Raw genomic sequence first — 25,197 nt, 5'->3', positions numbered from 1 at the left:
GGCGACAGTCACGGGAAATTGGCGACCCCTGAAGGACTCGAACCCTCAACCTGCTGATTAGAAGTCAGCTGCTCTAATTTTCCGGTGGAGATCATCGGCAACCAAAAAGCGTTGTTTTTTTGATTTTTTACGGGCAACTTCTGCGCATGGATTTTCACTGTCGACCATAGCTCGCCACGTTTTTGTAACCCAATTGTAACCCACAGCAAGGGGTTTGCCATGCCCAAGACCGTTGAACGGAACCTGACCGATAATGTCCTGCGCAGCGCGCAAGGTAAGGAGGGGCGGTACGATCTTTACGATGCGCAGGTGCGCGGTCTTGGTGTGCGGATCGGCACTTCCGGCACGAAGAGCTGGTTCGTGATGACCCGCGTGGCCGGACGCATGACACGTAGGACGATAGGTCACTACCCGCGGATCGGTTTGAAGGAGGCCCGCATCCGCGGCGCCGAAGAGCTGGCCAAGATGGCCCGAGGGGAGATGGAGGCGCCAGCGAAGCGGCAGTGCTTCCATGACGTATATAGGGAATGGTTGCAGCGCGATCAGGGTGGCAACAAGACGGTGTCGCAGGTCAAGAAGGCGATGGAGCTGCACGTCCTGCCCAAGCTCGGTCAGCGCCGTCTCGACGACATCAAGAAGGCCGACGTGCTCAAGCTGATCGACGGTATCCGTGATAGTGGTGCCGAGGTGCAGGCAAACCGCGTGCTGGCGTTCCTGCGCCGCTTCTTCAACTGGTGCCTTGAGCGTGACTATCTCGATGGGAATCCCACGTTGGGTATCGCAAAGCCCACCAAGGAGGTCGCCCGCGACCGCGTCCTATCACCAGACGAAATCGCCCGAGTGCTGCAGGCTGCAGAGGCGATCAGATATCCTTTTGGCCCCTTCGTTAAACTGCTGATCCTGACTGGACAGCGCCGCGACGAGGTGGCTGGAATGCGATGGCGTGAGATCAACGACGCCGACTGTGTTTGGGTTCTGCCCGCCGAGCGTTCAAAGAACGGCAAAGCGCACACTGTCCACCTGTCGGATGCAGCCATCGCGGTCTTGAGGTCAGTGCCGCGCATCGACGGGTGTGAACTGGTGTTTCCGGCTACGCGCGTCCGGCGCAAGACTGATGAAGGCGAGCCAGCACCTGTCCTGCCCATAAGCGGGTTCTCTACGACGAAGCGGCAGCTCGACGAACTGAGCGGCGTAACCGGCTGGACCCTTCATGACCTTCGACGCTCATTCGCCACACACTGCACCGAAAAGCTTGGCGTTAGCCCGGTGGTTGTCGACAAGGTGTTGAACCACCAGTCGGGTGCCGTGCGCGGCGTCGCCGCAGTCTATCAGCGCGGACAGTACCTCGAGGAGCGGCGGAACGCGCTGGAGGCTTGGGGGCGATGGATCGAGGTGAAGTCATGAGCAAATCTGTTTCATCCGGAGCGTTGCAATCTGGCACTGCGGATCCAGTCGCGGAAGCGGCCAGCATCATGATTCTGCTGGGGCTCAAAGAGGCGGGCGTCCCAAACGTTGGCTATGGAAAAGCCAGTGCAACGCGCGCATCGCTGCTACAGCAGGCGCGTAGTCTTTTGGCCACGGCAAGCCCGGTCACATTAGAAGAGCGGCATCGCTTCCTTGCAGTGAAGGCGGCCCTTGAGGCGCTTGAGGCGACGGAACGTGGCGACGAACTCTTGCCCTTCAGAGACCAGTTTCGAGGGCATGTAGAGGCTGTGCGCGGCGGTGAAGGTGCCGAGATTTTTGGTGGACGGCGGATCACCAACAAGCCGAACGTGGAAACCGCATTTCTCCGTGCTGCCATGTATGTTCTGTGGGAGCGCGCTGAAGGTGATGACGTCGCTCGGGCTCAAATCGTCAGAGATGCTGTGTCGTTAGAGATCATCGGGCGAAAGACTGATAGCGATAAGAAGAACACAAACGCTGTTAAGAAACGGGTTGCCAACATCAAAAACAGAGCGCGCGATGGGGCTGGCAATGTAGCGGCGGAATGGGAGCACATTGATATAGTTACACGTCTTGTTGACGCCGCCGGATACCGTCGGTTGCACGACTTCCAGTAGCCGGACAAACTACACGAGCCTACAGTCGTGTAGTCAGCATTCCGTGTTTGAGGTTGCCCATGGTCAACCTTACACGGAGATCGCTATGCCTCCTGAGACAACCGTCCGCATCCTGACCGAAATGCAAGTCAAGGAGCGGGTGCCATATTCGTCGTCGCACATACGTCGTATGGAGCGCGCTGGGCGGTTCCCTAAGCGGGTCCGTCTAGGCCCCTGCCGTGTCGGCTGGGTGGAGAGCGAAGTGCAGGACTGGCTGGCTGAAAGGCTGGCTGAGCGCACCAGCACCTGCGACGACCTTTAAACGAAACCGCGCGCCCGAAGGCACGCGGAAGAGCAGTTCATCAATTGTTCTTATAGCATGCCCACGGCGCGCTGCCAAGGAAAGGCAGCCCTATGGATGATTTTTCGTGCACCGACGAAGTGTCCGTAATCAACCGTGATTTCCTCGCGAAGGTCATACCGAACGACGGTGTGCACTTCATTTTCAGGGCGCATCGTGTGCTCAACAGGAAAAGCCAGACGTCCGTGGGTGATTTGGACGCCTTGGCTTCCGAGCTCGCCGAGTTCTGCGACAATGGCTGGCACGTATATCACGCCTGTGCGTCATTCGGTGACGGCACAACGCGCGCGTCCGATAACGCAAGATCGCTCAGGTCTTTGTATATCGATCTTGACTGTGGGGAGGAGAAGGCCCGCAAGGGTGAGGGTTACGCAACAAAGACCGAAGCGGACGTGGCCCTACGCGGCTTCTGCGACGCCACAGGTTTACCAGTTCCCCTGCTGGTAGACAGTGGTGGTGGCTTGCACGCCTATTGGCCCCTTGAGGGGGTGGTTCCAGCAGCGGAATGGAAGACAGTGGCGGAGCAGCTCAAGGCCCTCTGCGCCGCGTGCGGGCTCATGGCTGACCCCAGTGTCACGGCGGATGCGGCCCGGGTCCTGCGTCCGGTAGGTAGTTTCAACTGGAAGTTTGACCCGCCGCGTCGTGTGGCCCTGCTCGAGGACAACGGGCCGTACTGTTTTGAGGGGCTGCGCGATCAAATCGACAAGGCGTGCGCTGAGTTTGCCGTCTCTGACCTTGGGGAGCGCAAACGGTCGCAAACTGCTCCATTGCTGCCTAGTGCATTCGGCGAGTTGAGGGTGCCGGACACCATCAAGGCGTCACCACGCTACGCGGAAATGATGCAACAGACGGTTCGGCTTGCTGGGGGGCTCGCGGGCACTTGGGACGAAACCCCAGACAACGTCGCAAAGGTCAAAGCTATGCTTGCCTGTATACCGCCAGATGTTGGGAGGAAAACGTGGCTGCGACTGGCATGGTCGGTCGCGTCGCTCGGCTGGACGATCAGTGAGCAGATTTTCACGGATTGGAGCAAGGGCTGGGACAAACACTGGGCTGATGCAGCCGATGGGGGTGCCGACGCGGCCAAACAAATAAGGGATCTGTTTTCTGGGTACGATGCTGATCGAGGGACCTCCATTGCTACGCTGGTCCATCACGCCCGGCAGCACGGCTACGTAGAACGAGCCAATCCAGCAGCTATGCAAACGCGCGAGTGCGCCAGTGACGTTCCCGACTGGGTCGGTCAGATGAACAAGAAATATGCGTGGGTCGAGGCACAAAAGACCATCTACAGGTTCGAGTTTGGGGACTTCGCCAAAACCTCGGAGCTCAAGACCCAGTACCTGAACGCCAAGCTTCAGGTGCCGGGTGACGGCAAGATGGCTCACCTGTGCCGGGTCAGTGCATGGCTTGGCCACCCGCTGCGGCGGCAACATCGCGGTCTTGTGTTCGCACCAGGCCAGCCTCCTGTTACAGGGGGCAACGATATCAACACGTGGACCGGCTTCGCAGTACCGCCGGAGCAGGGTGATATAGGACCCTATATCGAACTCCGGGATCACCTATTCCCGAACCCAGACGAGCAGCGCTACGTCGAGCAGTGGCTGGCCCATAAGCTCCTACGCCCGGGAGTAAAGATGAACACCGCGCTGTTGGTCTGGAGCCGCGACCACGGTGCCGGGAAAAATCTGTTCTTTGAGACCTTCGGGAACATCGTTGGTGAGCGACACTACTGTCTGGTGACAAAAGACAGCCTGACAGGGGACTTCAATTCGTGGGCCAAGAACCGCGTCTTTGTTATTGGCGACGAGGTCTTGAGCGGCAGTAACCGCCAAGACGCTGACAAGTTCAAAACGCTCATCTCCGGGACGAAGTTGCGGATCAACGAGAAACACCAGCCCGAGTATGAGATCGACAATCACATCGGGTTTGTTTTCCTGTCCAACCACGAGGATGCCATACATCTCGTGACGGAAGACAGGCGCTTCTTCGTCGTCGAGGTCAACAATGGGCGCAAGTCAGATGCCTTCTACGGGCAGTTCGTCGACTGGCGCGACAGTGGGGGATACGCGGCATTGCACCACCACCTGACCAATCAGGTTTCGCTGTTGGGTTTCAACCCCACGGCCCCTGCGCCGACAACGGAGGCAAAGCGGCAGATGATCGCCGCTGGCCGGAGCTCATTGGAGCAGTGGATGGTGGACGCGATCGAAGACGCAGCGGCGGTTTTTGGCGGGGAGGTCATTTCTACTGAGCTGCTACACGAGGCATACCGCGAACACACCGATGACAGACGCAGCTCGGACAAGGCCGTCCAGAATGCAGCCAAGAAAGCTGGTGGATATGTCCACCAGAAGCAGCTGCGCGTTACTCCAGGCCGGAGAGTCCGGGTTTGCTCTTTGGTGAACCATCAAGAATGGGGAGAGCGCAGCATGCAGGAATGGCGAGACGAATTTCAGCGGGTGGAAGAACACCTGCGCAAGCCGTCTGCCTCAGTGTCCCGATGGCACAGATGAATTCGGGTTTGCTGAGTTCGGCGCGGCAGGCGGGTGAGGTGGCGGGTGGGGCAAGCTCTCGTCACCATCATTATCTTTTTAATTAATCTTGAAGATGCGTGGGGCACTGAGGCAGCACCCCTCAAGCAATTGATGTTACATATATTTTTGTGCCTCATTTGTTTGACCCCAACCGAGGCACGGCTGAGGCGGTGAGGCACAGCGCCGCGTGGTGGCCGTGTCAGCATGCGAAAAATCACAACGCGAACGCCGCAACATATTGTGTTTTTGGGTGCGCAAATGCACCGAAAATGCTACACTTAGTGTATGCAATTCACGAGGTTCCCATGACTGTACGTTCCTGCCGCCGCGCGTTCGAAAAAGGCCAAGCGGACCGTCGGGCTCATCCGCTGACAAGCGGCGCATACAAACTGCGCGACGTGATCGACAGCCTGACGAAGGACTTAGCTGCGATCAACGAAATCCGTGACTACCTACTGAACCGGAAAGGGTACGCTCGACCGGCTTATCTGGTGCGCTGCACCTCAGATGACATGGCGATCTGGCTAAAGGGGCTACCCGAGGATTTAGCGCACCAATTCGGCTATGACGTGCTGCCGGCCATCGACGCTTTGCAAGGGGACGGCGTACCTCACCTGTATGTCGATGCAGCCGTCCGCCAATTCACGCGACGCATACACGTGTACGTGGACGACTGCGAAATACAGCGCATCCGGCTGAAGTCAGGCATCGCGGGCGAGTACGCCAGCATCAGGAGTGGGTATTCGGACCTTTACGGCCTCATTACCAATGGGTTGAGGATCACGCATGATGCGCTGCAAGTGTCTGATCAAAACAAATCGAGCTTGAGCGCAGCCGATATGGATGCGCTGCACGAAATCAGGCTGGAGACCCTCTGACTCCTTGGGTCAGCGCGTAATTGTGACCGGTCGAACGCCCGCCCCGGCTTGATAAAGGTAAACTGCTATGCCTTTGCCCACAGTGCTCGCCGGACACGCGGCTCGCTGCACCGCTCGATCAAGGACAACTGGTGAGCGCTGCTGGAACCCTGCTGCCTTCGGCATGGCTACGTGCCGCTATCACGGCGCACGACGTCAGGAGACTGTCCGGAAGGGCGTAGAACACCCTCAATACAAAGGCGGGCAGGAGACGCGACAGGCCAAGCATCGGCGAAGTCAGGCGTTGGCCCGCCTCACTGTTTACGAAGCGGTCTTGGCGAAGGCGGGTCAGCTGAGTGGTCCTCGGACCCGTGGGCCGAAACCGAAGGAACGTCCTGTTGGCGTCATCGTTGTTGGCTATAGTCCAACCGTAGAGGTGTAGCTGGGGCACATCGCCTGGTTTTAGATGCGAATGCCTTGAACGTCGCGTAATCTCGTTCAGGTGTGCTTTCGGATTCCCTTGAAAATCATCACGCCCTTAGATGCCAAAATTGTTGCGGGCGCCCGATACATTCGTGGTCGTGGCGGTTGCCAGTGGCCTACAGGCCCCCACCGTTAAATCACGTCATATTTTTAAAGCGCCTACTGGCAAGATAAACGGCGCCCGCTCAAGGAGGGGGCGCCGAACACAAAACGTTGATTGAGAGGATCAGACGACCTTAACTGTGAGAGTGCCAACCCCTTCGATCGTCGCAACCATCTCGTCGCCGCGATCGACAGCGTTTACCCCGGCCGGAGTGCCAGCCATGATGACATCGCCGGCCGCCAGCTCGAAATACTCCGACAGGTAGGAGATCATCTCGGGCACTTTCCAAATCATCTGGTTCAGGTCGCCGTCCTGCCGCAACTCGCCGTTGATGGTCAGGGAAACCCGCCCCTGGTCCGGGTGGCCCACGTCGGAGACGGGATGGACCGGACCAACGGGACCGGACCGTTCGAAGGCTTTGCCGATTTCCCACGGGCGACCCATCTTCTTGGCCTCGCCCTGCAGATCGCGGCGGGTCATGTCGAGACAGACGCCATAGCCCCACACATGGTCGAGCGCGCTCTCCACCGAGATATTCGTGCCACCCGATTTCAGAGCGACCAGAAGCTCGACCTCGTGATGGACATCGCTGCTGTGCGGCGGATAGGGAAATTCGCCCGAAGCATCGAGATTATTGGGGTTTTTCTGGAAAAAGAAGGGCGGTTCCCGGTTCGGGTCATGCCCCATCTCGACCGCATGCGCCGCGAAGTTTCGTCCGATGCAATAGACCCGGCGCACCGGGAAATCGGCACCTTCCGAGGTCGGGATGACAGGAACCGCTGGGGCCGGGATGACGGTTTTGGACATGATCTTCCTCTTTGTAGATGGTCGGGGCGCGGACCCTTGCGCGTCTGGAAAGTATATGGGTCCAGTCGGGGTCAAGAACGCCACGGGCTGGCCCGGTTGCCGTACGATGGGTGGTCGTACCGGAGCCTTGTTTGGCGCATTGCGCGCCGAAGGTGCAGCAACCAATTTGGAAATTGGTTTCGCCCGCTTTCGGCATCTCAGACATGCGACGGAATGGCCTCGGGCAAGATCCGCGAATAGACCGATTTCAGATGCGAGGTCATTCTTTCCGCGGCCAGCGCCTCGTTTCCCTCGGCGATGGCCGCAACGATTCCGTCATGTTCGAGAAAGCTGGAATAGTCTTCGCTTGGCTTGAGGGTGGCGCGGGGACGCCCCCAGACGACCGAGCGGCGGACAGCGTTCAGGGTCTCGAAAAAATAGAGGTAAAGCTGGTTGCGCGTCGACCGCGCGATCGCGTGATGGAGGTTGTTATCCCAAGCCTCATAGGTGCGCCAATCCTTTGCCATTCGGCATTTTTCTGAACAAATTCTGAGCTGTTCGCGGTCCGAGCCAGTGGCGTAGCGCGCCGCGAGGCGGCTCAGTTCGGGTTCAATCGAGAACCGGACGGCGACCACCTGCGCCGGTTTGATCTGGTCTTGCAGATAGGTGATGTCCTTGAGGTTGAGGACCGGACGGGCCCCGACGAATGTCCCGCGACCGACATGGCGCCAGATCCGTCCCTCGGCCTCGAGTTCGGCGAGCGCACGGCGCAGCTTGGCGCGCGTGGTGCCCAGAACCTCGCATAATTCCCGCTCGGGCGGCACGCGGTCATGGTGCCGATACCCCGCCGTATCGATCAGGTTCCTGAGGTCTTGGACCAAGTCTTCGGAGGCCATGTCACCACCCAATTGAGCCATTGGTTGTTTGATTGAAACCATGGCTCGACCGAAAATCAATCGAAATCGGAATTCGGCGCAGCCTTGCCGCCCGTCCGGCCATGCAGGGATCGGCGACCACAAGTCAGGGAGGACAGCCGGGTGCAACTGGCGACTATTTCGGGGAAAGACGCGCCGCGCGGTGTGGCGATCCTGTCGACCGGCGACATGCTGGATATCGCGCTCGCAGCGCGCAACCTGCCGGGCGATATCGGAGATGCGCTTCGGGATGGCAGCTTGCAGCGCCTGATCGAAGCAGGCCCCGCCGCGCTGGCCGTGCTGGGCGATCTCGTGGAAGCGGCAGAGGCCGGGCGGCACGCCCATGCGGTGCTTCTCCCCGGTGCCCGCCTGCTCGCCCCGATCCCGCAGCCGCGCAAGAATATCTTCTGCGTCGGACGCAATTACGCCGAGCATATCGCCGAAGGCGACCGGGCCCAGAACCAGAAGGTCGGCGTGACCGAGCATCCGGTCTTTTTCACCAAGCCCCCTACCTCGATCGTGGAGCCGGACGGCGATGTCCTGATCTTTCCGACCGTGTCCGAAGCCATCGATTACGAGGTGGAACTTGCGCTCGTCATCGGCAAGCCGGGCCGCAACATTTCCCCGACCAAAGCCTATGACCACGTTTTTGGATACACGATCCTGAACGACATCACCGCGCGCGACATCCAGCGTCGTCATGGCGGACAGTATTTCAAGGGAAAGGGGCTGGATGGATCCTGCCCCATCGGCCCCTGGATCGTGACCGCCGATGCCATCGAGAACCCGCATGACCTGGCCATCGGGCTGTCGGTCAATGGCGAGCGGCGCCAAGACGGCACGACCGCCGATATGATCTTCGACATCCCGACCCTGATCGCCTCCCTGTCCGAAGGGCTGACGCTGGAGCCGGGTGACATCATCGCGACGGGGACACCCTCGGGCGTCGGCTATGCGATGGACCCGCCTCGCTTCCTCAAGGACGGCGACCGGGTGGAGTGCAGAATTTCCGGGATCGGCACGCTCTCGAACACTGTGCGCGCCGTGTAAGCGCCCAATCCCGCCAGAAGGCACATGGGGGTGGGTCAACCTACTTTGGGAGGAGAGACAGAAATGATCACGAGACGAACGTTCAAGGCGATGTTATCGGCGCTCCCCGCACTGGGGTTGCTGGGGGCAACGGCTTTCGCGCAGGACCTCAGGGATATCACATTCGTGCAGCCCAGCCCGTCCGCCATCAACTCGTTCCCGGTTTTCGTTGCCATCGGGGAAGGGTTCTTCGAGGAAGAAGGGCTGAATGTCAGGGTCGAAGCCATTAACGGTTCGGGGGCGGTTCTGCAGGCGCTTTCGGCCGGTCAGGCCCATTTCGGTCGTCCGGGACCGGGACCGCTCATCGCAGCCCGTTCGCGCGGGGTGGATGCGGTGCACATCTACAATGTCTCGGCGCGCAGCAATTTCGGCATCGCGGTACCGGTGGATTCCGATGTGCAATCCGTCAACGGCCTGCGTGGCCTCGTGATCGGCACGGGCACGGCTGACGGGGCCGAGGTGGGCTTTGCCCGCAACGTGATGACCGCTGCCGGCATGGTCGAAGGGCAGGATTATACCTTCCTCACCGTGGGCGACGGCGGCCCCGCGACCGCGGCCTTCCTGAACGGCGAGATTGACGCCTATTCGGCCTCGACTGCGGATACCGCGATCCTCAACCAGCGCGGCATGGCCGTGCGCGACATCACCCCTGCCGAATTCGGTCGCTTCTTCGGCAATGGCATCGCCACCATGGGCGAAACCATCCGCAACGACCGCGAATTGGTCGAGGCCTGGAGCCGCGCCTTTGCCCGTGGACATGCTTTCGCGCTGGATGACGCCAACCGCGAGGCGGTGCTTGCGCATCTGTCGGCGGGCAATCCGCAAGAAGGCGAGGATCGCGAATTCCAATCGGCGCTTTTCGATGCCGTGCGCTCCAAGACCGTCCCGCCCGAAGGCAGCCCCCATCTCGGCTGGTATCCCGCGGAAGTGTGGCAGGAATGGCAAGATGCGCTGGTTGCCGGTGGCGAGATCGCGGCTCCGCTCGATGATCTGGGCGCAGCCTGGACCAATGAATTCGCGGAAATCGGCTACGAGGCTGTCGGCGAATGAGCATGGCCGTAGCACATGACTATTCCGGCGCGCCCCTTGGCGCGCCGGTTTACGAGCTCACCCATGTGGGCAAGACATATGCGCGCAACCGCGTCGTGGCCCTCGAGGATGTCAGCCTGACCCTGCGCAAGGGCAGCTTCACATCCGTCATCGGCTCAAGCGGTTGCGGCAAGTCCACGCTCCTCAAGATCATGGCGGGCCTCATTCCGCCCAGCAGCGGGCGGGTGGTCTTGCAGGGCAAACCCGTCACCGGGCCGCGCCGCGATATCGGCATGATGTTCCAGCAAGCCACCCTGTTCCCGTGGAAAACCGCGGTCGAAAACATCGTTCTTCCGATCGAGATCCGGGACGGCAAGGCGGCGGCGAAAAAGGCGCGGGAAAAGGCCCTTGAATTGCTCGATATCGTCGGGCTCAAGGGGTTCGAGGAAGTCTATCCGAACGAGCTGTCGGGCGGCATGGCCCAACGCGCCTCGATCTGCCGGATGCTGATCACGGAACCCGCCGTTCTGCTTCTGGACGAGCCGTTCAGCGCCCTCGACGAGCTGTCACGCGACAACATGAACATGGAGCTTCAGCGGATCTGCCGCGAAACGGAAGCGACCGCCTTTCTCGTGACCCATTCGATCCAGGAAGCCGTGATCCTTTCGGACGAGATCGTGGTGATGAAACCGCGGCCGGGCCGGATCGCGGAAATCGTGAAGGTCGATCTGCCTCGGCCCCGCACGCTCCACATGATGACCACGCCCGAATTCGGCGAAACCGTCGATTACATCCGGGACCTTCTGGACAAGGGAGAAGATATGTGAGCGACGTTCAAGAAAATCCCTCCCCGGAGCGGGCCGAGGATACGGTCTGGGTGCAACAGGTCTCGTTCATCGACTCCGTCCCACGTTCGATCGCGATGGCTTTCGTCTTCATCGTCTTCGTCGGCACATGGCAACTTGTCACGAGCTTGGGATTGGTTTCCCCGATCATCCTGCCGACACCGTGGGAAACGCTCGAGGACATGATCTTCGTCGGCCGCAACCTGCTCGGGGGTGGATATCTTCTGGGCGCTCTCTGGATCACGATCCTCGAAGTGGTCTACGGCTTCGCCCTTGCCATCGCGATCGGCTTTTCGCTGGGCGTTCTGGTGGGCGAAACGGCCTTCGGCGAAAAGGCGGTCATGCCCTATCTCGTGGCGATCGACACCATGCCCAAGGTCGCCTTCGCACCGCTCTTCGTGGCTTGGCTGGGCTTCGGCATCGAATCGAAAGTGGCGCTTGCGGCCTTCATCGCGACCTTTCCCATCGTGGTCGGCACGGCGGCAGGTCTGCATTCGGCCGATGAAAACGCCCGCATGCTGTTCAAGACCATGGGCGCAAGCCGCTGGCAAACGCTGATCAAGATGAAGCTGCCGACGGGCCTGCCGCAGATCTTCACCGGCCTCAAGATCGGCGCGGTCGGTGTGATGGCAGGCGCGATCACCGGCGAATTTCTCGGGGGTGGCCAGGGGTTCGGCGAACAGATCCGGGTCGCGGCGTCCCAGCTAAATACGCCGCGGGTCTTTTCGCTGATCCTCTATCTCAGCCTTGTCGGCCTCGCGCTCTATGTCCTTGTCCAATACGTCCAGCGCAAGGTCGTGTTCTGGCACAAGGAACGCGTGGGCGCCCATGACGCCTGACGCGGAGGCCATCGCGGCCGAGGCCCTGCGCCGGTTCGTGGCAGAGGCACTGATGTCGCGGGGCGTGCCCCGGACCGACGCGGCCAAGGTCTCGGCGCTGATGGTTGAGGCCGATCTCTACGGCTATGGCACGCATGGCGTGTTCCGTCTGCGCCAATATCTCGCGCGGCTGAGGGACGGGGGGTACAATGCATCCCCCGTCCTCTCCGTGGTTAAAGAGACGAGCGCGACGGCCCTGATCGACGGGGATAACGGGCTTGGGCATCTTGCCATGTCTGCGGCACGCGATCTGGCCATCGACAAGGCGCGCAAGGTCGGCATCGGCTGGGTGGGCGTTCGGCGCGGCAATCACGCAGGCCCCTTGGCGCTATATGTTCGTCCGCAGGCAGAGGCCGGGATGCTCGGCATGGCCGCCGCCGTGGGCAGCGCCAACCACGTGCCACCCTATGGCGGCTCGGATCTGCTGCTCGGCACCAATCCCATCGCCGTCTCGGCCCCAGTCGACGGCCCCGATCCCTTCGTCTTCGACATGGCGACGACGGTCGCGGCGATGGGCAAGATCAAGACCCTGATCCAACGCGGCGAGCCGATGCCCGAAGGATGGATGGTCGGCAAGGACGGCCAACCGCTGACCGACCCGTCCCGCGCATCCGAAGGCTTCCTCTTGCCCATTGGTGGGCCGAAAGGCTTTGGCCTGTCGGTGGTCATCGGCCTGTTCGCGGGGGTGCTGAACGGTGCTGCCTTCGGATCGGATGTCGTCGATTTCACCGCCGATACGACCTCCGAGACGAACACCGGCCAGTTCGTGATGGCACTCGATCCGGCGGCATTCGGTCTCGGCGATGGCTTCGCCAAAAGGGCCGCAGCTGTTTTTGCGGAGATGCGCGCCTCGCTCCCTCTGCCCGGCCATGACCCGGTGCGTCTGCCCGGCGACGGGAAAGCCGCCGTGGCCGAGGCTCAGCGCCGCGACGGCCTGACGCTGAACCCTTCCTTGCAGCGCGACCTGAACGCCCTCGCCACCGACTGCGGATTGGTCGCGCCTTTCACTGCAGCTTGAGCACATAAGCAGAGAGAACGATCCTCAAACTATCAAGAGGCTATCGCTAAAATGCCGAACCCTAGGCTGCTTTAGCAGTCCATTGGATATTGTCCTTCGAATTGGACAAATTGATCTGTGCTGAGTAGCCTGCTGGCGCGGGTTGCTGACTGGGTTCGAGACTTGGGATGGATTTTAGTTGGCACGTAGAGGCATCTTGACATATCTACCTAGCCACAAGGCAAATGTTGTAGGCCGCGCGGATGGTGCAGGAAGCCTTTGCCAATTCAATCAGCCATTCTAGGCGTCCAAGCGATCAAAGTCACAGTCGCCGCCGGGAGAGCAAGGCGCGGCATTGCAGATCGACTTCTGCGACAATGGGCATGGCTGCCCCCCTGACGTTCCGATCAATGAGTGCGGTCTCACAAACCTGCGCCCATGCGGCCGAGTTGAGGGCTCGAAGTTCCATCTGCACGCTGATCGGGACAGCAGAGGAACCCAGATCACCTTAAAGCTAGGCGCGGTAAAGACGCCAAAAGACGGAATATTCTGCGGCTTACCGAGGCATCGCCCGAGGGCAGCACAGGGTTTTGGGTGCCGTTAATCAGAGAGGACGGCGACGCGGCATCCGAGACCAGTTCCCAGAACAGCACAGAGCACTACCCGTTCGCGCAGGATAGTATTACTGTAGACAGAGGGTACCTTGACGGATTTGGGCCCCTACCCCCCGGGTGGGGTCGACGTGGCGCTTGCCGTAGGTGAAGTGGGGTGGGGGTGCTTCATACGGATCGTTTGATAATACCGCGTTGAACGAGTCATCCGGCTTGGGCATTTCTCGGTTTTGTAACCCACTTGAAACCCCGAGAGCCGAGGCGGGCAAAATACGTCACGTAACCTATTGATTTTATGGCGACCCCTGAAGGACTCGAACCCTCAACCTGCTGATTAGAAGTCAGCTGCTCTATCCTGTTGAGCTAAGGGGCCACGCGGGGGTTGCATAGCGCAGCTGTGGGGTTCGGTCCACGCTCAAAGCGTGCGGGTCATGAAGACGCTCATCGGGTCGGGGCGGTAGGTGCCGAAAGGCGGGCAGGGGGTGAAGCCTGCCCGGGCGTAGAGCCGCCGCGCGGGGGCGGAGGCGGGCAGGCTGCCGGTTTCGAGCCAGAGACGGGCAAAGCCCGATGCCTTGGCGTGATCGAGGATCAGCGTGAGGATGCGTGCCCCCGCCCCCTGGCCGCGCAGGGCGGTTTCGACATGCATCGATTTGATCTCGGCCTCGGTCGCGGACAGGGGCGCATAGCCACCCATGGCGCGGACCGGGCCATCGGGGCCGCCAAGGCGCGCGGCGAAGAGGATCGCGCCCTGCGCGGCGAGTGCCGGACCGTCGAGGTGGTGGTTGCTGTCCGCCGGGTAATGGCGCGCGCTTTCGGCGGCGTGGCGGTCGATCAGCCCGGCCAGTGCGGGATCGTCGGGCGCGATCAGGCCATACTGAAGCGTCTGGGGCATGGCACCTTCCGGTCAATCGGGCGCGGGCCCCGGGGGCGGGGCCTGCGCGGCGAGCATATGGCCATGGATCGGGGGCGGCAAGCTGCGCCTTCGCGCGTCAAGCGCTCGGGACGGGTTCCCATGCGAGGCCGGGGCGATAGCGTTCGGTCACGCGGCCATCGTGCATCCGCAAGAGATGCAGCCAGCCCTTGTCGAAGAGCGCGCGGAGGCTGTCGTGGCGGGCGAGGATGTCGGTGATCGCCTCGGCCGGGGCCTCGATCAGCACCGAGAGGCGCAGGGGGTCATGCATCAGCCGCGCGCCGTCATGGACCGCTTGCCGGGGCAGGCCGGGGCGCAGGCGGCCGCCATTGCCCTCGGTCACGCCGATGCCGCCGGTGACGTTGTGGATCAGCTTGTTGCCGCCGCCAAAGACATCGGGGGCGACGGAGGAGCCGTAATATTGCAGGCTGATCCAGCTTGCGACCACGACAGGTGCGGTCAGGATCAGCTCGAGCGTGGCGAAGCCGTCGTCGTCTTGCCAGGTGTAGCTGTGCAGGAAGGCGCGACCATCGAGCCGCTTGCCGGCGGTGCTGGCGCGGGGGGAAGCGATGAAGGCGGCGCAACCCGCAAGCCCCCATTCGGGCCGCGTTTCGGCCCAGTTGAGCGCGCGGGCCGCGATGGTATCGGGCGTGGCACCGGGCAGGGTCGCGGCGCGTTCGGCCCGGGCGATCCGACCCGCCGCATCGAGCCAGCGGCGCAGGCGCGCAATCTCGGGGGTGTCGGTCGCCACGTCATGGAGCGTGATCTTGTCCGTCGTCGTGTCATGAAGCCCCGCGATGAACAGGGTATCGTCGGGCAGGGTGATGCCGCGTGCGGGCAGGCCCGCGCGGGTTTCGGGATCGTTCAGGAGCGTCGCCAGAAGCCGTGCCGACACCTCGCCCGTCTGCCCGCCGCAAGCGCCGCAGTGATAGGCGCTTTCGTGGGGGTTGTTGGTGACCTGTCCGCCGTGGCCGAGCAGCAGGACGAAGCGGCCATGGCCGTCGCGCAGGCTCATGGCCTTGAGGACGGCGGCGGCGGTGTCGGCCTTGGCCTCGGGCGACAGGCCGCCGATGACCTGCGGGCAGGGTTGGGGGGGCGTGGCGTGGTGGCCGAGCCCCAGCGCATCGCGCAGGAGCTTGCCGGCATAGAGGGGGCCCGCCGCCTCGACGAAGGCGAAGGAGGAGACGGCCGCCTGCCGGAACCGGCCCCAGGCGCGGCGGGTGCGGGCACGGATGCGGATGTCCTGTTCGGTGGCGGGATCGGCCTGGCTGGTCGTGGTGAGCGAGGGTGTCAGCAGCACGGGCAGATGCGCCGCCGCCACGTCGGAGCCTTGCGCCAGATGCGAGAGCGGCAGGCCGAAGAACCCGGCGAAACCCACGGTCGCGATGCCGGGATCGACGCTTTCGAGCGCGCGGCGGAACACCTCGGACCGGACATCGATGCAGAAGGCCGCTTGCAGATGCGGGCGCGTGTCGGCTGCGGGGCCGGAGCCGTCGAGCGTGGCGATCAGGCTGCGCTGGTGGGCGCGTTCCGCGGCCTCTTGCAAGATCGCCAGCGCGGCGGTTTCGGCATCGGGTTCCACGGGGGCGCGGTGGGCGTCGCGCGTCGCGGCCCAGTCCGGGGCGATCGTGGGGATATGGGCCAGAAGCGCCTCGTCCCAGATGAGGCGGATGGCGAGCAGGTCGGCCAGTGTCGTGTCGGTCGTGCCCGACAATTCGGCCTGCCACAGGAGCCAGCGGGCATGTTGCGCCCAGCCGCCCAGATCCATGTAGAGCCGGTGAAAGACGGTCTCGGCAGAGGCGGCGCAGAGGCCCAAAGCCTCGGCCGCGCGCAGGATGGCTCGTTCGGTCGTGTCGGGGGCGGCGGCGGCATGGGCGCAAAAGCCGCTCAGGCCCGCGATCTCGGGCGTGAGGTCATGGCTGGCCCAGGCGCGCCAGGCGGCAAAGGCACTGTCCTTGGGGCCTGCGGACCAGAGCGCCTGTCCCTGGTCGAAATGGCCTGCTGCCCAGAGGCCCATGGATTTCTCGATGATCGAGGGCCAGTCGATGCCGGTCGCCCTGGCGGCCAGATCGGCAATGCCGGGGAGCGGCGTGACGGGGCCTGTATCGGTCGCGGCCTTGGCCATGGCGATCAGCACCTCGGGGGAGGCGGGGCGGGTCGCGGGGGCGGCGGCTTCCCAGGCGGCGGTGATGTCGGTCTGCGTCAACCGCCCCTCGGCGATCCGCGTGGCGTAATCGGTCAGGGCCGGGGTGGCGCGGGTGCCCGCCACCCGCATCAGCCGGGCGGAGGCTTTGGCCAGATCCTCGCCCGTCTGGCCGAGGAACGGGTTGACCGCGACGGTGGCATCGAGGGGGAAGGCCGGCGGGATGGCGCGGCCCGCCGCCTCGGCCGCGGTGAGGATTTCCGAGATCCGGGCGGGGGCGATCTTTGCGTGTTTCATGAACATGGCGATATCCTGCGGATCAATGGGAACGGGAGATGCGGAAGCCGCCGATGGCGCGGTCCAGAAGCGCGTTGAGATAGAGGCCGTTGGCCAGATGCACGCGCAGCCCTGCGGTGGCGGGGTGATGGGCCCAGAGCGGGAACAGCGCCTGCGCGATGGCGACCGTGCCGAAGGACAGGACCGCGAGCACGATCAGCGCCCATTCGAGCGGGCCGGGCAGGGGCGCTGCGGGCAGAAGCGGCCCCCAGAGATGGGCCGCCATGGCCTGAAAGGCGAAATACGCGAAAGCCGTGGCCAGCGCGGCGAGGCCTGTGCGCCGGGTCAGTTGGGCCGGGGCGGCATCGGCCAGACCCTGGGCCACGAGATAGGCGACGCCGAAGATCAGGATCGCGCCAAGCGCCAGCGCCTGCGGTGTCTTGGGGCCGAGGATCGCGGAAAAGCCCAGGGCCATCACGGCATAGAGGACAAGCGCAAGGCCGAAGGCGCGCAGGACGGCGGCAAGGTTCGGCACGGCCACCGGCCCCGGTTTGCGGATCGCGGCGACAGCGGCCACCGCCCCGCCCGAGGACAGGAAGGCATGCGCCTTGTAGAGCGAATGGGCGACGATGTGCAGAAGCGCCAGCGCCCAGAGCCCCAGGCCGCATTGCAGCAGCATGAAGCCCATCTGCGACACGGTGGACCAGGCGAGCGAGGTCTTGACCGCGCTTTGGGTCAGCATGACGGCTGCCCCGAAGAGCGCCGTGAAGCCGCCGAGCATGACAAGGAGCGCAAGGCCCCCCGCGCTTTGCTGCACAAGCGGCGCTGCGGTGATCAAGAGGACGCCGCCCGCATTGATGATGCCCGCATGAAGGAAGGCCGAGACGGGGGTGGGCGCCTCCATCACCTCGGTCAGCCAGCCGTGGAGGGGGAAGGCGGCGGTCTTGAGGATCGCGGCGAGGATCAGGAGGGCTGCGGCGGCATGGCCTGCGATCCCGGGGCCTGCGTCGGACAGGGTTGTGGTGATCGCGGCGATGTCGGCGGTGCCATGGGTGGCGAGCATCAGGATCGCGGCCAGAGCCAGCGCCACATCGCCGCCGTGCCAGACGAGGGTGAATTTCGCCGCTGCGCGCCGCGCCTCGGGCCGGTCGGGATAGAAGAGCAGGAGCCGGCGCAGGCCGAGGCCGATGGCGATGGCAGCACCGGCCAAGAGCACAAGATTGCCCGCCTGCACGAAGACCAGAACGGCGGCGAGCGTGGCCAGCATCAGGCCGTGGAACAGGCCCTCGTTCTCTTCGCCGTCCAGATAGCTGCGGCTGTAGCGCATCACGACCCAGCCGATGAAGGAGACGAGCAGGGCGAGCGTCAGGCTGATGGCATCGACGCGCAGTCCCAGAGGCCCCGCGCCGCCGCCCTGCACGACATGGACCCCAAGCGCCGATGCCGTCAGCGCGAGGGCCGCGAGCGCCGCCAGTTCGGCAAGGCGCGGCAGCTGTCCCGGGCGTTTGCCGGGGTGGCGGAGCGCAAGGCAGGCCGTGGCCAGTAGCAGGGCCGGGGCAAGGAAGCTGAGCGAGAGGATCGGGGTCATGGGTCATGTCCAACGCTGGGGATGACCCGTGACCTAGCGGGTGAATTTGATCTTTAAAAATTCATATATTGAGCAGTCTGTTCATATTTATGGAACCATGCCCGCATGGGTTGTGCCGGGCGCAGAAAGCTGTGGGTCTGTGGCCTTGGCAACTAAAGCTGGCCGGTGCTGCGTCGTTCAAGGCTGCAATTCCACAGTTCAGGACATGCCATGTTTGACCAGTCTCCTGCCCCGATCAAAGCAAACGCGCTTGCGGTCGCGACCGAGGACCATAGTGCCGCAGTGGCCGAGATCGCGCGGCGGATCGGTGATCTTGCGGTTTCCATCGCGGCGGCTGCCGGGGATGTGCAGGATGTGTCCGAATTGTCCCGCCACCAGCGCGACGGGTTCCGGCATATCCGCGCGCAGGTGGGGGCCATGGCGAGCAGCGGTGCCGAGGTTCATACCGCCGCCTCTTCGGCCCTGGACCGGTCGCATGGGGCGGAGGAAAAGATCGCCGTCACCAGTGCGCATCTGTCGGACATGGTGGCGCAGGTCACGGTGCTGACCCAGATCGTCGCCGAGATCAACGACCGGCTGGAGACGGTCACCGAAACCTTGCGGGGCGTGTCGCGGGTGTCGCGGCATGTCGACAGCATCGCGCGGCAGACGAACCTGTTGTCCCTGAACGCGGCGGTGGAGGCGGCGCGGGCCGGTGCCGCGGGGCGCGGGTTTGCCGTGGTCGCGGGCGAGGTCAAGAAACTGTCCACCCAGACCAGCGAAGCGACGCAGGAGATCGAGACCACGGTGGGCCGCCTGTCGGGCGAGCTGACCTGGGTGATCGAGCAGGTGACGCAGGCCGCCGGTGTCGCGGCACAGATCAAGTCGGTCACCAGCGAGGTCGAGGGCGACATCCATGATCTGCCCGAGATTTTCGGGTCGGTGCGCCGCGCGCAGGAGAATATCGTCGCGGCCTCGACCCGGATCGGCGCATCGCTGGACCAGACCCGCGATCGGGTCGAAGCCTTGTCCGATACGGTGGAACGGTCGACGGCGAGCCTTGGCTTTGCGTCGGAGAAGCTGATGGACATCACCGATGCGTCCGAGACGATCACGGGGATTTCGGCACGGCTGGGGATCGAGACGGTGGACACCCCCTATGTGGAGGCGGTGCAGAAGGCGGCGGCGATGGTCACGGGCCTGTTCGAGCGCGCGATCGAGGCGGGGCAGATCAGCCTGACCGATCTGTTCGACGAAGCCTATGCGCCGGTCGCGGGATCCGATCCGCAACAGCATCTGACGCGCTTTGCCCGTTTCACCGACCAGGTGCTGCCATTGGTGCAGGAACCGATGCTGGCCTTGTCGGGGCGCGTGGTGTTTTGCGCGGCGACCGACCGGAACGGCTATATCGCGACCCATAACCTCAAGTTCAGCCAGCCGCAAAAGCCGGGCGATCCGGGCTGGAAAGCGAAATACGCGCGCAACCGGCGCATCTTCAACGACCGGGTGGGATTGCGCGCGGGCCAGAGCGAGCGGCCCTTCCTGTTGCAGGCCTATCGCCGCGACATGGGCGGTGGCGAGTTCAAGATGATGAAGGACGTATCGGCCCCGATCCGCGTTCGGGGGCGGCATTGGGGTGGTCTGCGTCTTGCCTACCTCGCGGAATGAGGCAGGGCGTCAAAGCCGGTAGGCCTGTCTGGCGAGGCGATGCGTCAGATCTTGCATAAGATCAAAGGCATCGGTTTCCGACAGGCGACCGGTGCCCACCAGCGTGGCGAGATAGGCAGCATCGACGCGGCGGGCCACGTCGTGGCGGGCCGGGATCGAGAGATAGGCACGGGTGTCGTCGTTGAAACCGGTGGTGTTGTAGAAACCCGCCGTTTCGGTCGTCATCTGGCGGTAGCGCCACATGCCTTCGAAACTGTCGTGAAACCACCAGGCGGGGCCAAGCCGCAGGCAGGGATAGACGCCCGCCAGCGGCGCAAGTTCGCGGGCGTAGGCGGTTTCGTCGAGGGTAAAGAGGATGATCCGCAGGTCGCGCTCATGGCCGATTGCATCCAGAAGCGGGCGCAGGTCGCGCACGTAATCGGTGCGGGTGGGGATGTCGAAGCCCTTGTCCCGTCCGAAACGGTCGAAGATCGCGGTGGAATGGTTGCGGAAGGAGCCGGGATGGATCTGCATGACCATCCCGTCCTCGAGGCTGAGTTTCGCCATTTCCGTCAGCATCTGGCCGCGAAAATCCTCGCGTTCGGCGGCATCGGCGCGGCCTGAAAGGACCTTTTGATAAAGCGCCTCGGTCGCGGCGGGGGACAGGTTGCGCGTGGTGGCGGTGGGATGGCCGTGATCGGTGGCGGTCGCGCCGCCGATGTCGCGGAAATACGCGCGGCGGGCGCGGTGGGCGTCGAGATACCTGGCGAAACTGCCGGCATCGGTTCCGGCCATGGCGCAGAAGCTTTCGACGTTCTTGCGGAAATCGGGTGTGTCGGGGTCGGTGACGGCATCGGGGCGGTAGGTGGTGATGACCCGCCCGTCCCAGCCGCTGTCGCGGATCATCTTGTGCCAGCGCAGATCGTCGAGCGCGCCTTCGGTCGTGGCCAGCGCTTCGATATCGAAGCGTTTGTAGAGCGCGCGGGGGCGGAAGGCCGGGGTGGTCAGCGCCTCGGCGATGCGGTCGTAGAAGGCCATGGCGGTGGCGGGGCCGAAATCCTCCTCGATGCCGAAGACGGTGGCGAAGGCATGGTCGAGCCAAAGCCGCGAGGGCGTGCCGCGAAACAGGTGATAGTGATCGGCAAATGTCTGCCAAATCTTGCGCAGGTCGGTTTCGGCCGGACCGCCATCCTGCGGCGCGATCCCGAGGCTTTCCAGCGGGACGCCCTGGCTGTGGAGCATCCGGAAGACGTAGTGATCGGGGATCACGAACAGCTGGGTGGGATCGGGAAAGGCCGCATCCTCGGCGAACCAGCGGGGGTCGGTGTGGCCATGGGGCGAGAGGATCGGGGCATCCGCCGCACTGTCGAAGATCGCACGGGCCAGTGCGCGCAGCTGCGGTTCGGGCGGGAACAGGCGGTCGGGGTTCAATCGTGGCATGGGGGGCTTACCGTATCGGTCGGGATCAGGGCGCCGCGATGGGCGATGACGCGCAGTGCCATGGCATGAGCGGCGGTGATGGACCCGGGGATGTCCTGGCCCAGAAGGCGGGCGGCCAGATAGGCCCCGTTGAAACTGTCGCCCGCGCCGGTGGTGTCGACGGGGATGGCTGTGGGCAGGTCGGTGACATGCCCCTCGGCGCTGGCATCGGCCCAAAGGATGGGGCGGCCTGCATTCTTGACCACGATCTCGGTCGCGCCTGCGTGGCGGTAGCGGGTCCGGGTCGCCTCGGGCGAAGGGTCGCCAAAGGTCGCGGCCTCGTCATCGAAGCTGGGCAGGACGATGTCGGCGATGCCGGCCGCGCGGGTGATCCAGTGGCGGGCGGTCTCAAGATCCTCCCAAAGTCTTGGGCGGATGTTGGGGTCAAAGGCGATGCGGGTGCCACGGCTGCGCGCCTCGGCCAGGCTCTGCAGCAGGGTTTCGCGCCCTGCCGGGGGCAGGATCGCCAAGGTGATGCCGGAGGTGAAGGCGAGGGTTGCGCCATCGAGCGCCCGGGCCAGCGGGGCGGGATCATCGGCGAGGGCCCGCGCGGCGGATTGGCCGCGCCAATAGGTGAAGCTGCGTTCGCCATTGGCGTCGAGGCTGATCGCGTAAAGCCCCGGCTGGCGGGTGTCGTCGCGGGTGATGTGGCGGGTGCCGATGCCGTTCGCGGTCAGGAAATCCGCGATATCGTCGGAAAACCGGTCGCGGCCGAGCCGTGTGGCGTAATCGACGCTCCAGTCGGGTGGCAGGCTGGCGCGGGCATACCACGCGGTGTTGAGCGTATCGCCCGCGATGCCCTGCCGCCAGAGGCCGGTTGTGTCGGTCGGGGCAAGTTCGACCATGCATTCGCCGATGGAGAGGATGCGGGTCATCCTGCGGCCTCCGTCGCGATGGCTTTGGCCATGCCTTGGGTCAGCATGATGTGCAGGCGCTCGGTGATCATCACCTGCCAGTGCGGCGCATCGCGCAAGGCATCGGGCATGAAGCCGGGCAGGGTGGACAGCGCGCGGGCGATCCCGTCCGCCGTGGTCGTGGTTGCGAGGGCGGTCGCGATCTCGTCCGCGCGTGGGTCGCGCACGGCATAGGGGGTGCAATCGTGATGCGCGCCCGTGGCGTGACGCATCCATGCGGCGGTGGCAAAGGCAAAGGGCCGCAGATCACCGCCCGCGCGCAGGGTTTCCAGCGCGGGGGCAAAGATGCGTTGCGGCAGTTTCTGGGTGCCGTCCATCGCGATCTGGAAGGTTTCATGCGCGATGGCGGGATTGGCGAAACGGTCCTGCAGCTCGGTCGCATAGGCCGACAGGTCGATGCCGGGCAGTGCGGGCAGGGTGGCGGCGGCGGCGGCCATGTGGCGGCGCACGAGGGCGGCAAGACCCGCATGGGCCATCACGTCGCGCACCAGCGGCAGGCCCGCATGGAATCCGGCATAGGCCAGCATGGAATGGCTGCCGTTCAGCATGCGCAGTTTCATCGTCTCGTAGGGGGCGACATCGGTGACGAAGAGCGCGCCCGCAAGGTCCCAATCAGGGCGGCCAAGGGAGAAATCATCCTCGATCACCCATTGGTGGAAGGCTTCGGTTTCGGTTGCGGCATGGTCGTCGTGGCCGATGAGGCGGGAAGCCTCGGCCCGTGTCGCGTCGGTCGGCGCGGGGGTGATGCGGTCGACCATGGTGGCGGGGAAAGCGGCGTTGGCCGCGATGCGGTCGGCATGCGCCGGATAGGCGCGGCGGGCGAAATCGAGAACCGCCCCGCGCAGGAGCGCGCCGTTCCGGGGCAGGTTGTCGCAACACAGCGTCGTGAAGGGCGGCAGGCCCGCATCGATGCGGAGGACGAGGGCGCGCGTCAAAAGGCCCAGCACGCCCACGGGGCGCTCGGGATTGGCCAGATCGGCACGGACCGCCGGATGGTCCGGGTCAAGGCCGCCGCCCGCGCGGTCGAGGCCATAGGCCTTTTCGGTCACGGTCAGGGTGACGATGCGACAGGCGGGACCCGTCAGGGCGGCAAGGGCCGCGCCCGGATCATCCGCCGCACAGAGCGCGCGGGCGATGGACCCGATGACGCGCGCCCGACTGCCGCCCGCGTCGCGTTCGATCAGGGTGTAGCGCCCGTCCTGCGGCATGAGCTGGCGCGCGGGATCCGGGGAGCGGAGCGAGACGCCGATGATCCGCCAATCCCCGCCCGATGCGGCGAGCGCGTGGTCGGTATAGGCGGCCTGATGCGCCTTGTGAAAGGCTCCAAGGCCCAGGTGCACGATGCCGGTTCCATGATCCTCGGGGTCATACCCCGGTGCGATGGCAGGCGGCAGAGGGGCCTTTGCCGTCAGCCGGGACATCAGCCCGCGACCACGGCGGGATGGTCGAGCGCGGTCATGATGCCCCGCAATTCCGCCAGCCCCCGCAGCCGCCCGATGGCGGGATAGCCCGGCTGTCCCTTGCGTTTCAGATCGTCGAGGATGTCGAGCCCGTGATCGGGGCGCATCGGGATGCTGGGGTCGGTGCGGCCCGCGGCCTTGCGGCGGCGTTCTTCTGCAAGAATGGCGGCGATCATGGCGACCATGTCGGTGCCACCCTCAAGGTGCATGACCTCGTGGAAGGAAGCGGGGATCGTGGGCTGGTCCATCGCCACGTTGCGCAGGTGCAGGAAATGCACGCGGTCGCCCAGCCGCCGCATCATGCCGGGCAGGTCGTTGTCGGGCCGCGCGCCAAGGCTGCCGGTGCACAGCGTAATGCCATTGGCTGGCAGGTCCACGGCTTGCAGGATCGTGGTGTAATCGGCCTCGGTCGACATGACGCGGGGCAGGCCCAGAAGCGCGAAGGGCGGATCGTCGGGGTGGCAGCAGAGCCGAAGGCCAAGGTCCTGGGCAAGGGGCGCGACCTCGGACAGGAAATCGACCAGATGGGCGCGCAGGCGGTCGGGCGTGATGCCTTGGTAGCGGTCGAGATGGTCGCGCACATCCTGAAGGGTGAAATTCTCGGCGGCACCGGGCAGGCCGAAGACGACGTTTTTGGCCAGTTCCGCGCGGCGGGTGTCGGGCATGGCGGCGAAGCGCGCCTTTGCCTCGGCCACGAGGTCGGCGGGGTAATCCTCGGCTGCGCCCGCCCGGTTCAGGATATGGATGTCGAAGGCCGCGAAATCGATCAGGTCGAAGCGCATGCAGGTCGCGCCCGTGGGCAGGCGGTGGGCCAGATCGGTCCGGGTCCAGTCGAGGACGGGCATGAAATTGTAGCAGATCACCTCGATCCCTGCGCGGGAGAGGTTGACCATGCTGTCCTTCCACGTGGCCAGATGCGCGCGCCAATCGCCGGTCTGGGTCTTGATCGCCTCGGAGACGGGCAGGCTTTCGACCACGTCCCAGCCAAGGCCGGATGGGGTGCCATCGGCCATGGTGGCGATCTGGCGCTGGCGGGTGGCGATGTCCTCGGGCGTCCAGAGCTGGCCGGTCGGCACGTGGTGGAGGGCGGAGACGACACCCTGCACGCCGGCCTGAAGCATGTCATCGACCGTGACCGGGTCCTTGGGCCCGAACCAGCGCCAGGTTTGCTTCATTCCCGTCTCTCCCCCCGGTTCAGGCGACCCGGATTCGGGGGGCGCCCGCGTCTTGCCTAGCATCCGGCGACAGGTCCCGGAAGCGCGGTTGCATGGG

General features: G+C 64.1%; 21 protein-coding genes and 1 tRNA gene. 11 read left to right on the top strand and 11 right to left on the bottom strand.

Annotated features, from left to right (window positions below):
* Positions 1 to 8: 8 nt before the first annotated feature.
* Positions 9 to 221: a hypothetical protein gene (locus AABA51_RS14140; RefSeq protein ID WP_338272631.1), complete on the bottom strand. Its 213-nt coding sequence runs from the start codon at positions 219 to 221 to the stop codon at positions 9 to 11.
* Here AABA51_RS14140 and AABA51_RS14135 point away from each other — a divergent pair.
* From AABA51_RS14135 to AABA51_RS14115, 5 genes are all read left to right on the top strand, one after another.
* On the top strand, positions 220 to 1,404 hold the full coding sequence (locus tag AABA51_RS14135) for a tyrosine-type recombinase/integrase (RefSeq protein ID WP_338272629.1): 1,185 nt from the start codon (positions 220 to 222) through the stop codon (positions 1,402 to 1,404). The genes AABA51_RS14140 and AABA51_RS14135 overlap by 2 nt on opposite strands.
* Complete coding sequence (locus AABA51_RS14130) at positions 1,401 to 2,060, top strand: hypothetical protein (RefSeq protein ID WP_338272627.1); 660 nt, start codon at positions 1,401 to 1,403, stop codon at positions 2,058 to 2,060. The genes AABA51_RS14135 and AABA51_RS14130 overlap by 4 nt, the downstream gene beginning before the upstream one ends.
* 85 nt (positions 2,061 to 2,145) lie before the next feature.
* A complete protein-coding gene (locus AABA51_RS14125; RefSeq protein ID WP_338272625.1) occupies positions 2,146 to 2,361 on the top strand; it encodes a helix-turn-helix transcriptional regulator in 216 nt (71 codons plus the stop codon).
* Between the two features lie 92 nt (positions 2,362 to 2,453).
* A complete protein-coding gene (locus AABA51_RS14120) occupies positions 2,454 to 4,916 on the top strand; it encodes a DUF5906 domain-containing protein (RefSeq protein WP_338272624.1) in 2,463 nt (820 codons plus the stop codon).
* A 326-nt stretch (positions 4,917 to 5,242) separates the two neighbouring features.
* Positions 5,243 to 5,815, top strand: coding sequence for a hypothetical protein (locus AABA51_RS14115; RefSeq protein WP_338272623.1), 573 nt, complete (start codon positions 5,243 to 5,245; stop codon positions 5,813 to 5,815).
* Between the two features lie 688 nt (positions 5,816 to 6,503).
* Here the strand turns inward: AABA51_RS14115 and AABA51_RS14110 are convergent.
* Together AABA51_RS14110 and AABA51_RS14105 are read right to left on the bottom strand one after the other, a co-directional pair.
* Complete coding sequence (locus AABA51_RS14110) at positions 6,504 to 7,187, bottom strand: fumarylacetoacetate hydrolase family protein (RefSeq protein WP_338272621.1); 684 nt, start codon at positions 7,185 to 7,187, stop codon at positions 6,504 to 6,506.
* A gap of 197 nt (positions 7,188 to 7,384) precedes the next feature.
* Positions 7,385 to 8,062: a FadR/GntR family transcriptional regulator gene (locus tag AABA51_RS14105; protein ID WP_338272620.1), complete on the bottom strand. Its 678-nt coding sequence runs from the start codon at positions 8,060 to 8,062 to the stop codon at positions 7,385 to 7,387.
* Between the two features lie 141 nt (positions 8,063 to 8,203).
* Here AABA51_RS14105 and AABA51_RS14100 point away from each other — a divergent pair, with 141 nt between their 5' ends.
* The 5 genes from AABA51_RS14100 (at position 8,204) to AABA51_RS14080 (ending at position 12,939) form a co-directional block, all read left to right on the top strand.
* Entirely contained in the window at positions 8,204 to 9,130 is a 927-nt protein-coding gene (locus tag AABA51_RS14100; protein ID WP_338272619.1) for a fumarylacetoacetate hydrolase family protein, read from the top strand.
* Positions 9,131 to 9,220: 90 nt separating this feature from the next.
* Positions 9,221 to 10,219 (top strand): ABC transporter substrate-binding protein, encoded by a 999-nt coding sequence (locus tag AABA51_RS14095; protein ID WP_338272617.1) that lies wholly within the window; start codon positions 9,221 to 9,223, stop codon positions 10,217 to 10,219.
* A gap of 2 nt (positions 10,220 to 10,221) precedes the next feature.
* Positions 10,222 to 11,025, top strand: a complete 804-nt coding sequence (locus AABA51_RS14090) for an ABC transporter ATP-binding protein (protein WP_425328816.1) — start codon at positions 10,222 to 10,224, stop codon at positions 11,023 to 11,025.
* Positions 11,022 to 11,882, top strand: a complete 861-nt coding sequence (locus AABA51_RS14085) for an ABC transporter permease (RefSeq protein WP_338272613.1) — start codon at positions 11,022 to 11,024, stop codon at positions 11,880 to 11,882. Before AABA51_RS14090 ends, AABA51_RS14085 begins: the two co-directional genes overlap by 4 nt.
* Entirely contained in the window at positions 11,872 to 12,939 is a 1,068-nt protein-coding gene (locus AABA51_RS14080; RefSeq protein WP_338272612.1) for an Ldh family oxidoreductase, read from the top strand. The genes AABA51_RS14085 and AABA51_RS14080 overlap by 11 nt, the downstream gene beginning before the upstream one ends.
* A gap of 886 nt (positions 12,940 to 13,825) precedes the next feature.
* Here the strand turns inward: AABA51_RS14080 and AABA51_RS14075 are convergent.
* The 4 genes from AABA51_RS14075 to AABA51_RS14060 all read right to left on the bottom strand — a co-directional run bounded on the left by AABA51_RS14075 (position 13,826) and on the right by AABA51_RS14060 (position 18,446).
* Positions 13,826 to 13,902, bottom strand: a tRNA-Arg gene (locus tag AABA51_RS14075).
* A gap of 42 nt (positions 13,903 to 13,944) precedes the next feature.
* Positions 13,945 to 14,421, bottom strand: a complete 477-nt coding sequence (locus AABA51_RS14070; protein WP_338272610.1) for a GNAT family N-acetyltransferase — start codon at positions 14,419 to 14,421, stop codon at positions 13,945 to 13,947.
* A gap of 97 nt (positions 14,422 to 14,518) precedes the next feature.
* The gene (locus AABA51_RS14065; protein ID WP_425328815.1) at positions 14,519 to 16,885 is read right to left on the bottom strand and encodes a YbcC family protein; all 2,367 of its coding nucleotides are present in this window, start codon (positions 16,883 to 16,885) and stop codon (positions 14,519 to 14,521) included.
* Positions 16,886 to 16,901: 16 nt separating this feature from the next.
* Positions 16,902 to 18,446 (bottom strand): proton-conducting transporter membrane subunit, encoded by a 1,545-nt coding sequence (locus AABA51_RS14060; RefSeq protein ID WP_338272608.1) that lies wholly within the window; start codon positions 18,444 to 18,446, stop codon positions 16,902 to 16,904.
* Positions 18,447 to 18,656: 210 nt separating this feature from the next.
* Between AABA51_RS14060 and AABA51_RS14055 the strand changes: the two genes are divergently transcribed.
* Positions 18,657 to 20,093, top strand: coding sequence for a methyl-accepting chemotaxis protein (locus AABA51_RS14055; RefSeq protein WP_338272606.1), 1,437 nt, complete (start codon positions 18,657 to 18,659; stop codon positions 20,091 to 20,093).
* 9 nt (positions 20,094 to 20,102) lie between these two features.
* On the opposite strand, the gene uxaC is transcribed toward AABA51_RS14055, so the two are convergent.
* The 4 genes from uxaC to uxuA are packed head-to-tail and all read right to left on the bottom strand — an operon-like array spanning position 20,103 to position 25,100.
* Positions 20,103 to 21,512: a glucuronate isomerase gene (gene uxaC / locus AABA51_RS14050; RefSeq protein ID WP_338272605.1), complete on the bottom strand. Its 1,410-nt coding sequence runs from the start codon at positions 21,510 to 21,512 to the stop codon at positions 20,103 to 20,105.
* The gene (locus AABA51_RS14045) at positions 21,500 to 22,426 is read right to left on the bottom strand and encodes a sugar kinase (RefSeq protein WP_338272604.1); all 927 of its coding nucleotides are present in this window, start codon (positions 22,424 to 22,426) and stop codon (positions 21,500 to 21,502) included. The genes uxaC and AABA51_RS14045 overlap by 13 nt, the downstream gene beginning before the upstream one ends.
* Complete coding sequence (locus AABA51_RS14040) at positions 22,423 to 23,886, bottom strand: mannitol dehydrogenase family protein (RefSeq protein ID WP_338272602.1); 1,464 nt, start codon at positions 23,884 to 23,886, stop codon at positions 22,423 to 22,425. Before AABA51_RS14040 ends, AABA51_RS14045 begins: the two co-directional genes overlap by 4 nt.
* Entirely contained in the window at positions 23,886 to 25,100 is a 1,215-nt protein-coding gene (gene uxuA, locus AABA51_RS14035; RefSeq protein WP_338272601.1) for a mannonate dehydratase, read from the bottom strand. The genes AABA51_RS14040 and uxuA overlap by 1 nt, the downstream gene beginning before the upstream one ends.
* Positions 25,101 to 25,197 lie beyond the last annotated feature (97 nt).

Source organism: Roseicyclus marinus (assembly GCF_036322625.1).
In the GTDB taxonomy this organism is placed as follows: domain Bacteria; phylum Pseudomonadota; class Alphaproteobacteria; order Rhodobacterales; family Rhodobacteraceae; genus Roseicyclus; species Roseicyclus marinus_A.
Note: the sequence above shows the minus strand (reverse complement) of the source record. Positions and strands in the feature narration are given on the sequence as shown.

Coding starts and splice junctions, on each gene's coding strand:
- AABA51_RS14095 (WP_338272617.1), top strand. CDS start 9,221: ATGTTATCGGCGCTCCCCGCACTGGGGTTGCTGGGGGCAACGGCTTTC.
- AABA51_RS14135 (WP_338272629.1), top strand. CDS start 220: ATGCCCAAGACCGTTGAACGGAACCTGACCGATAATGTCCTGCGCAGC.
- AABA51_RS14090 (WP_425328816.1), top strand. CDS start 10,222: ATGGCCGTAGCACATGACTATTCCGGCGCGCCCCTTGGCGCGCCGGTT.
- AABA51_RS14130 (WP_338272627.1), top strand. CDS start 1,401: ATGAGCAAATCTGTTTCATCCGGAGCGTTGCAATCTGGCACTGCGGAT.
- AABA51_RS14060 (WP_338272608.1), bottom strand. CDS start 18,446: ATGACCCCGATCCTCTCGCTCAGCTTCCTTGCCCCGGCCCTGCTACTG.
- AABA51_RS14140 (WP_338272631.1), bottom strand. CDS start 221: ATGGCAAACCCCTTGCTGTGGGTTACAATTGGGTTACAAAAACGTGGC.
- AABA51_RS14040 (WP_338272602.1), bottom strand. CDS start 23,886: ATGTCCCGGCTGACGGCAAAGGCCCCTCTGCCGCCTGCCATCGCACCG.
- AABA51_RS14080 (WP_338272612.1), top strand. CDS start 11,872: ATGACGCCTGACGCGGAGGCCATCGCGGCCGAGGCCCTGCGCCGGTTC.
- AABA51_RS14125 (WP_338272625.1), top strand. CDS start 2,146: ATGCCTCCTGAGACAACCGTCCGCATCCTGACCGAAATGCAAGTCAAG.
- AABA51_RS14065 (WP_425328815.1), bottom strand. CDS start 16,885: ATGTTCATGAAACACGCAAAGATCGCCCCCGCCCGGATCTCGGAAATC.
- AABA51_RS14105 (WP_338272620.1), bottom strand. CDS start 8,062: ATGGCCTCCGAAGACTTGGTCCAAGACCTCAGGAACCTGATCGATACG.
- uxuA (WP_338272601.1), bottom strand. CDS start 25,100: ATGAAGCAAACCTGGCGCTGGTTCGGGCCCAAGGACCCGGTCACGGTC.
- AABA51_RS14110 (WP_338272621.1), bottom strand. CDS start 7,187: ATGTCCAAAACCGTCATCCCGGCCCCAGCGGTTCCTGTCATCCCGACC.
- AABA51_RS14120 (WP_338272624.1), top strand. CDS start 2,454: ATGGATGATTTTTCGTGCACCGACGAAGTGTCCGTAATCAACCGTGAT.
- AABA51_RS14070 (WP_338272610.1), bottom strand. CDS start 14,421: ATGCCCCAGACGCTTCAGTATGGCCTGATCGCGCCCGACGATCCCGCA.
- AABA51_RS14045 (WP_338272604.1), bottom strand. CDS start 22,426: ATGACCCGCATCCTCTCCATCGGCGAATGCATGGTCGAACTTGCCCCG.
- AABA51_RS14055 (WP_338272606.1), top strand. CDS start 18,657: ATGTTTGACCAGTCTCCTGCCCCGATCAAAGCAAACGCGCTTGCGGTC.
- uxaC (WP_338272605.1), bottom strand. CDS start 21,512: ATGCCACGATTGAACCCCGACCGCCTGTTCCCGCCCGAACCGCAGCTG.
- AABA51_RS14115 (WP_338272623.1), top strand. CDS start 5,243: ATGACTGTACGTTCCTGCCGCCGCGCGTTCGAAAAAGGCCAAGCGGAC.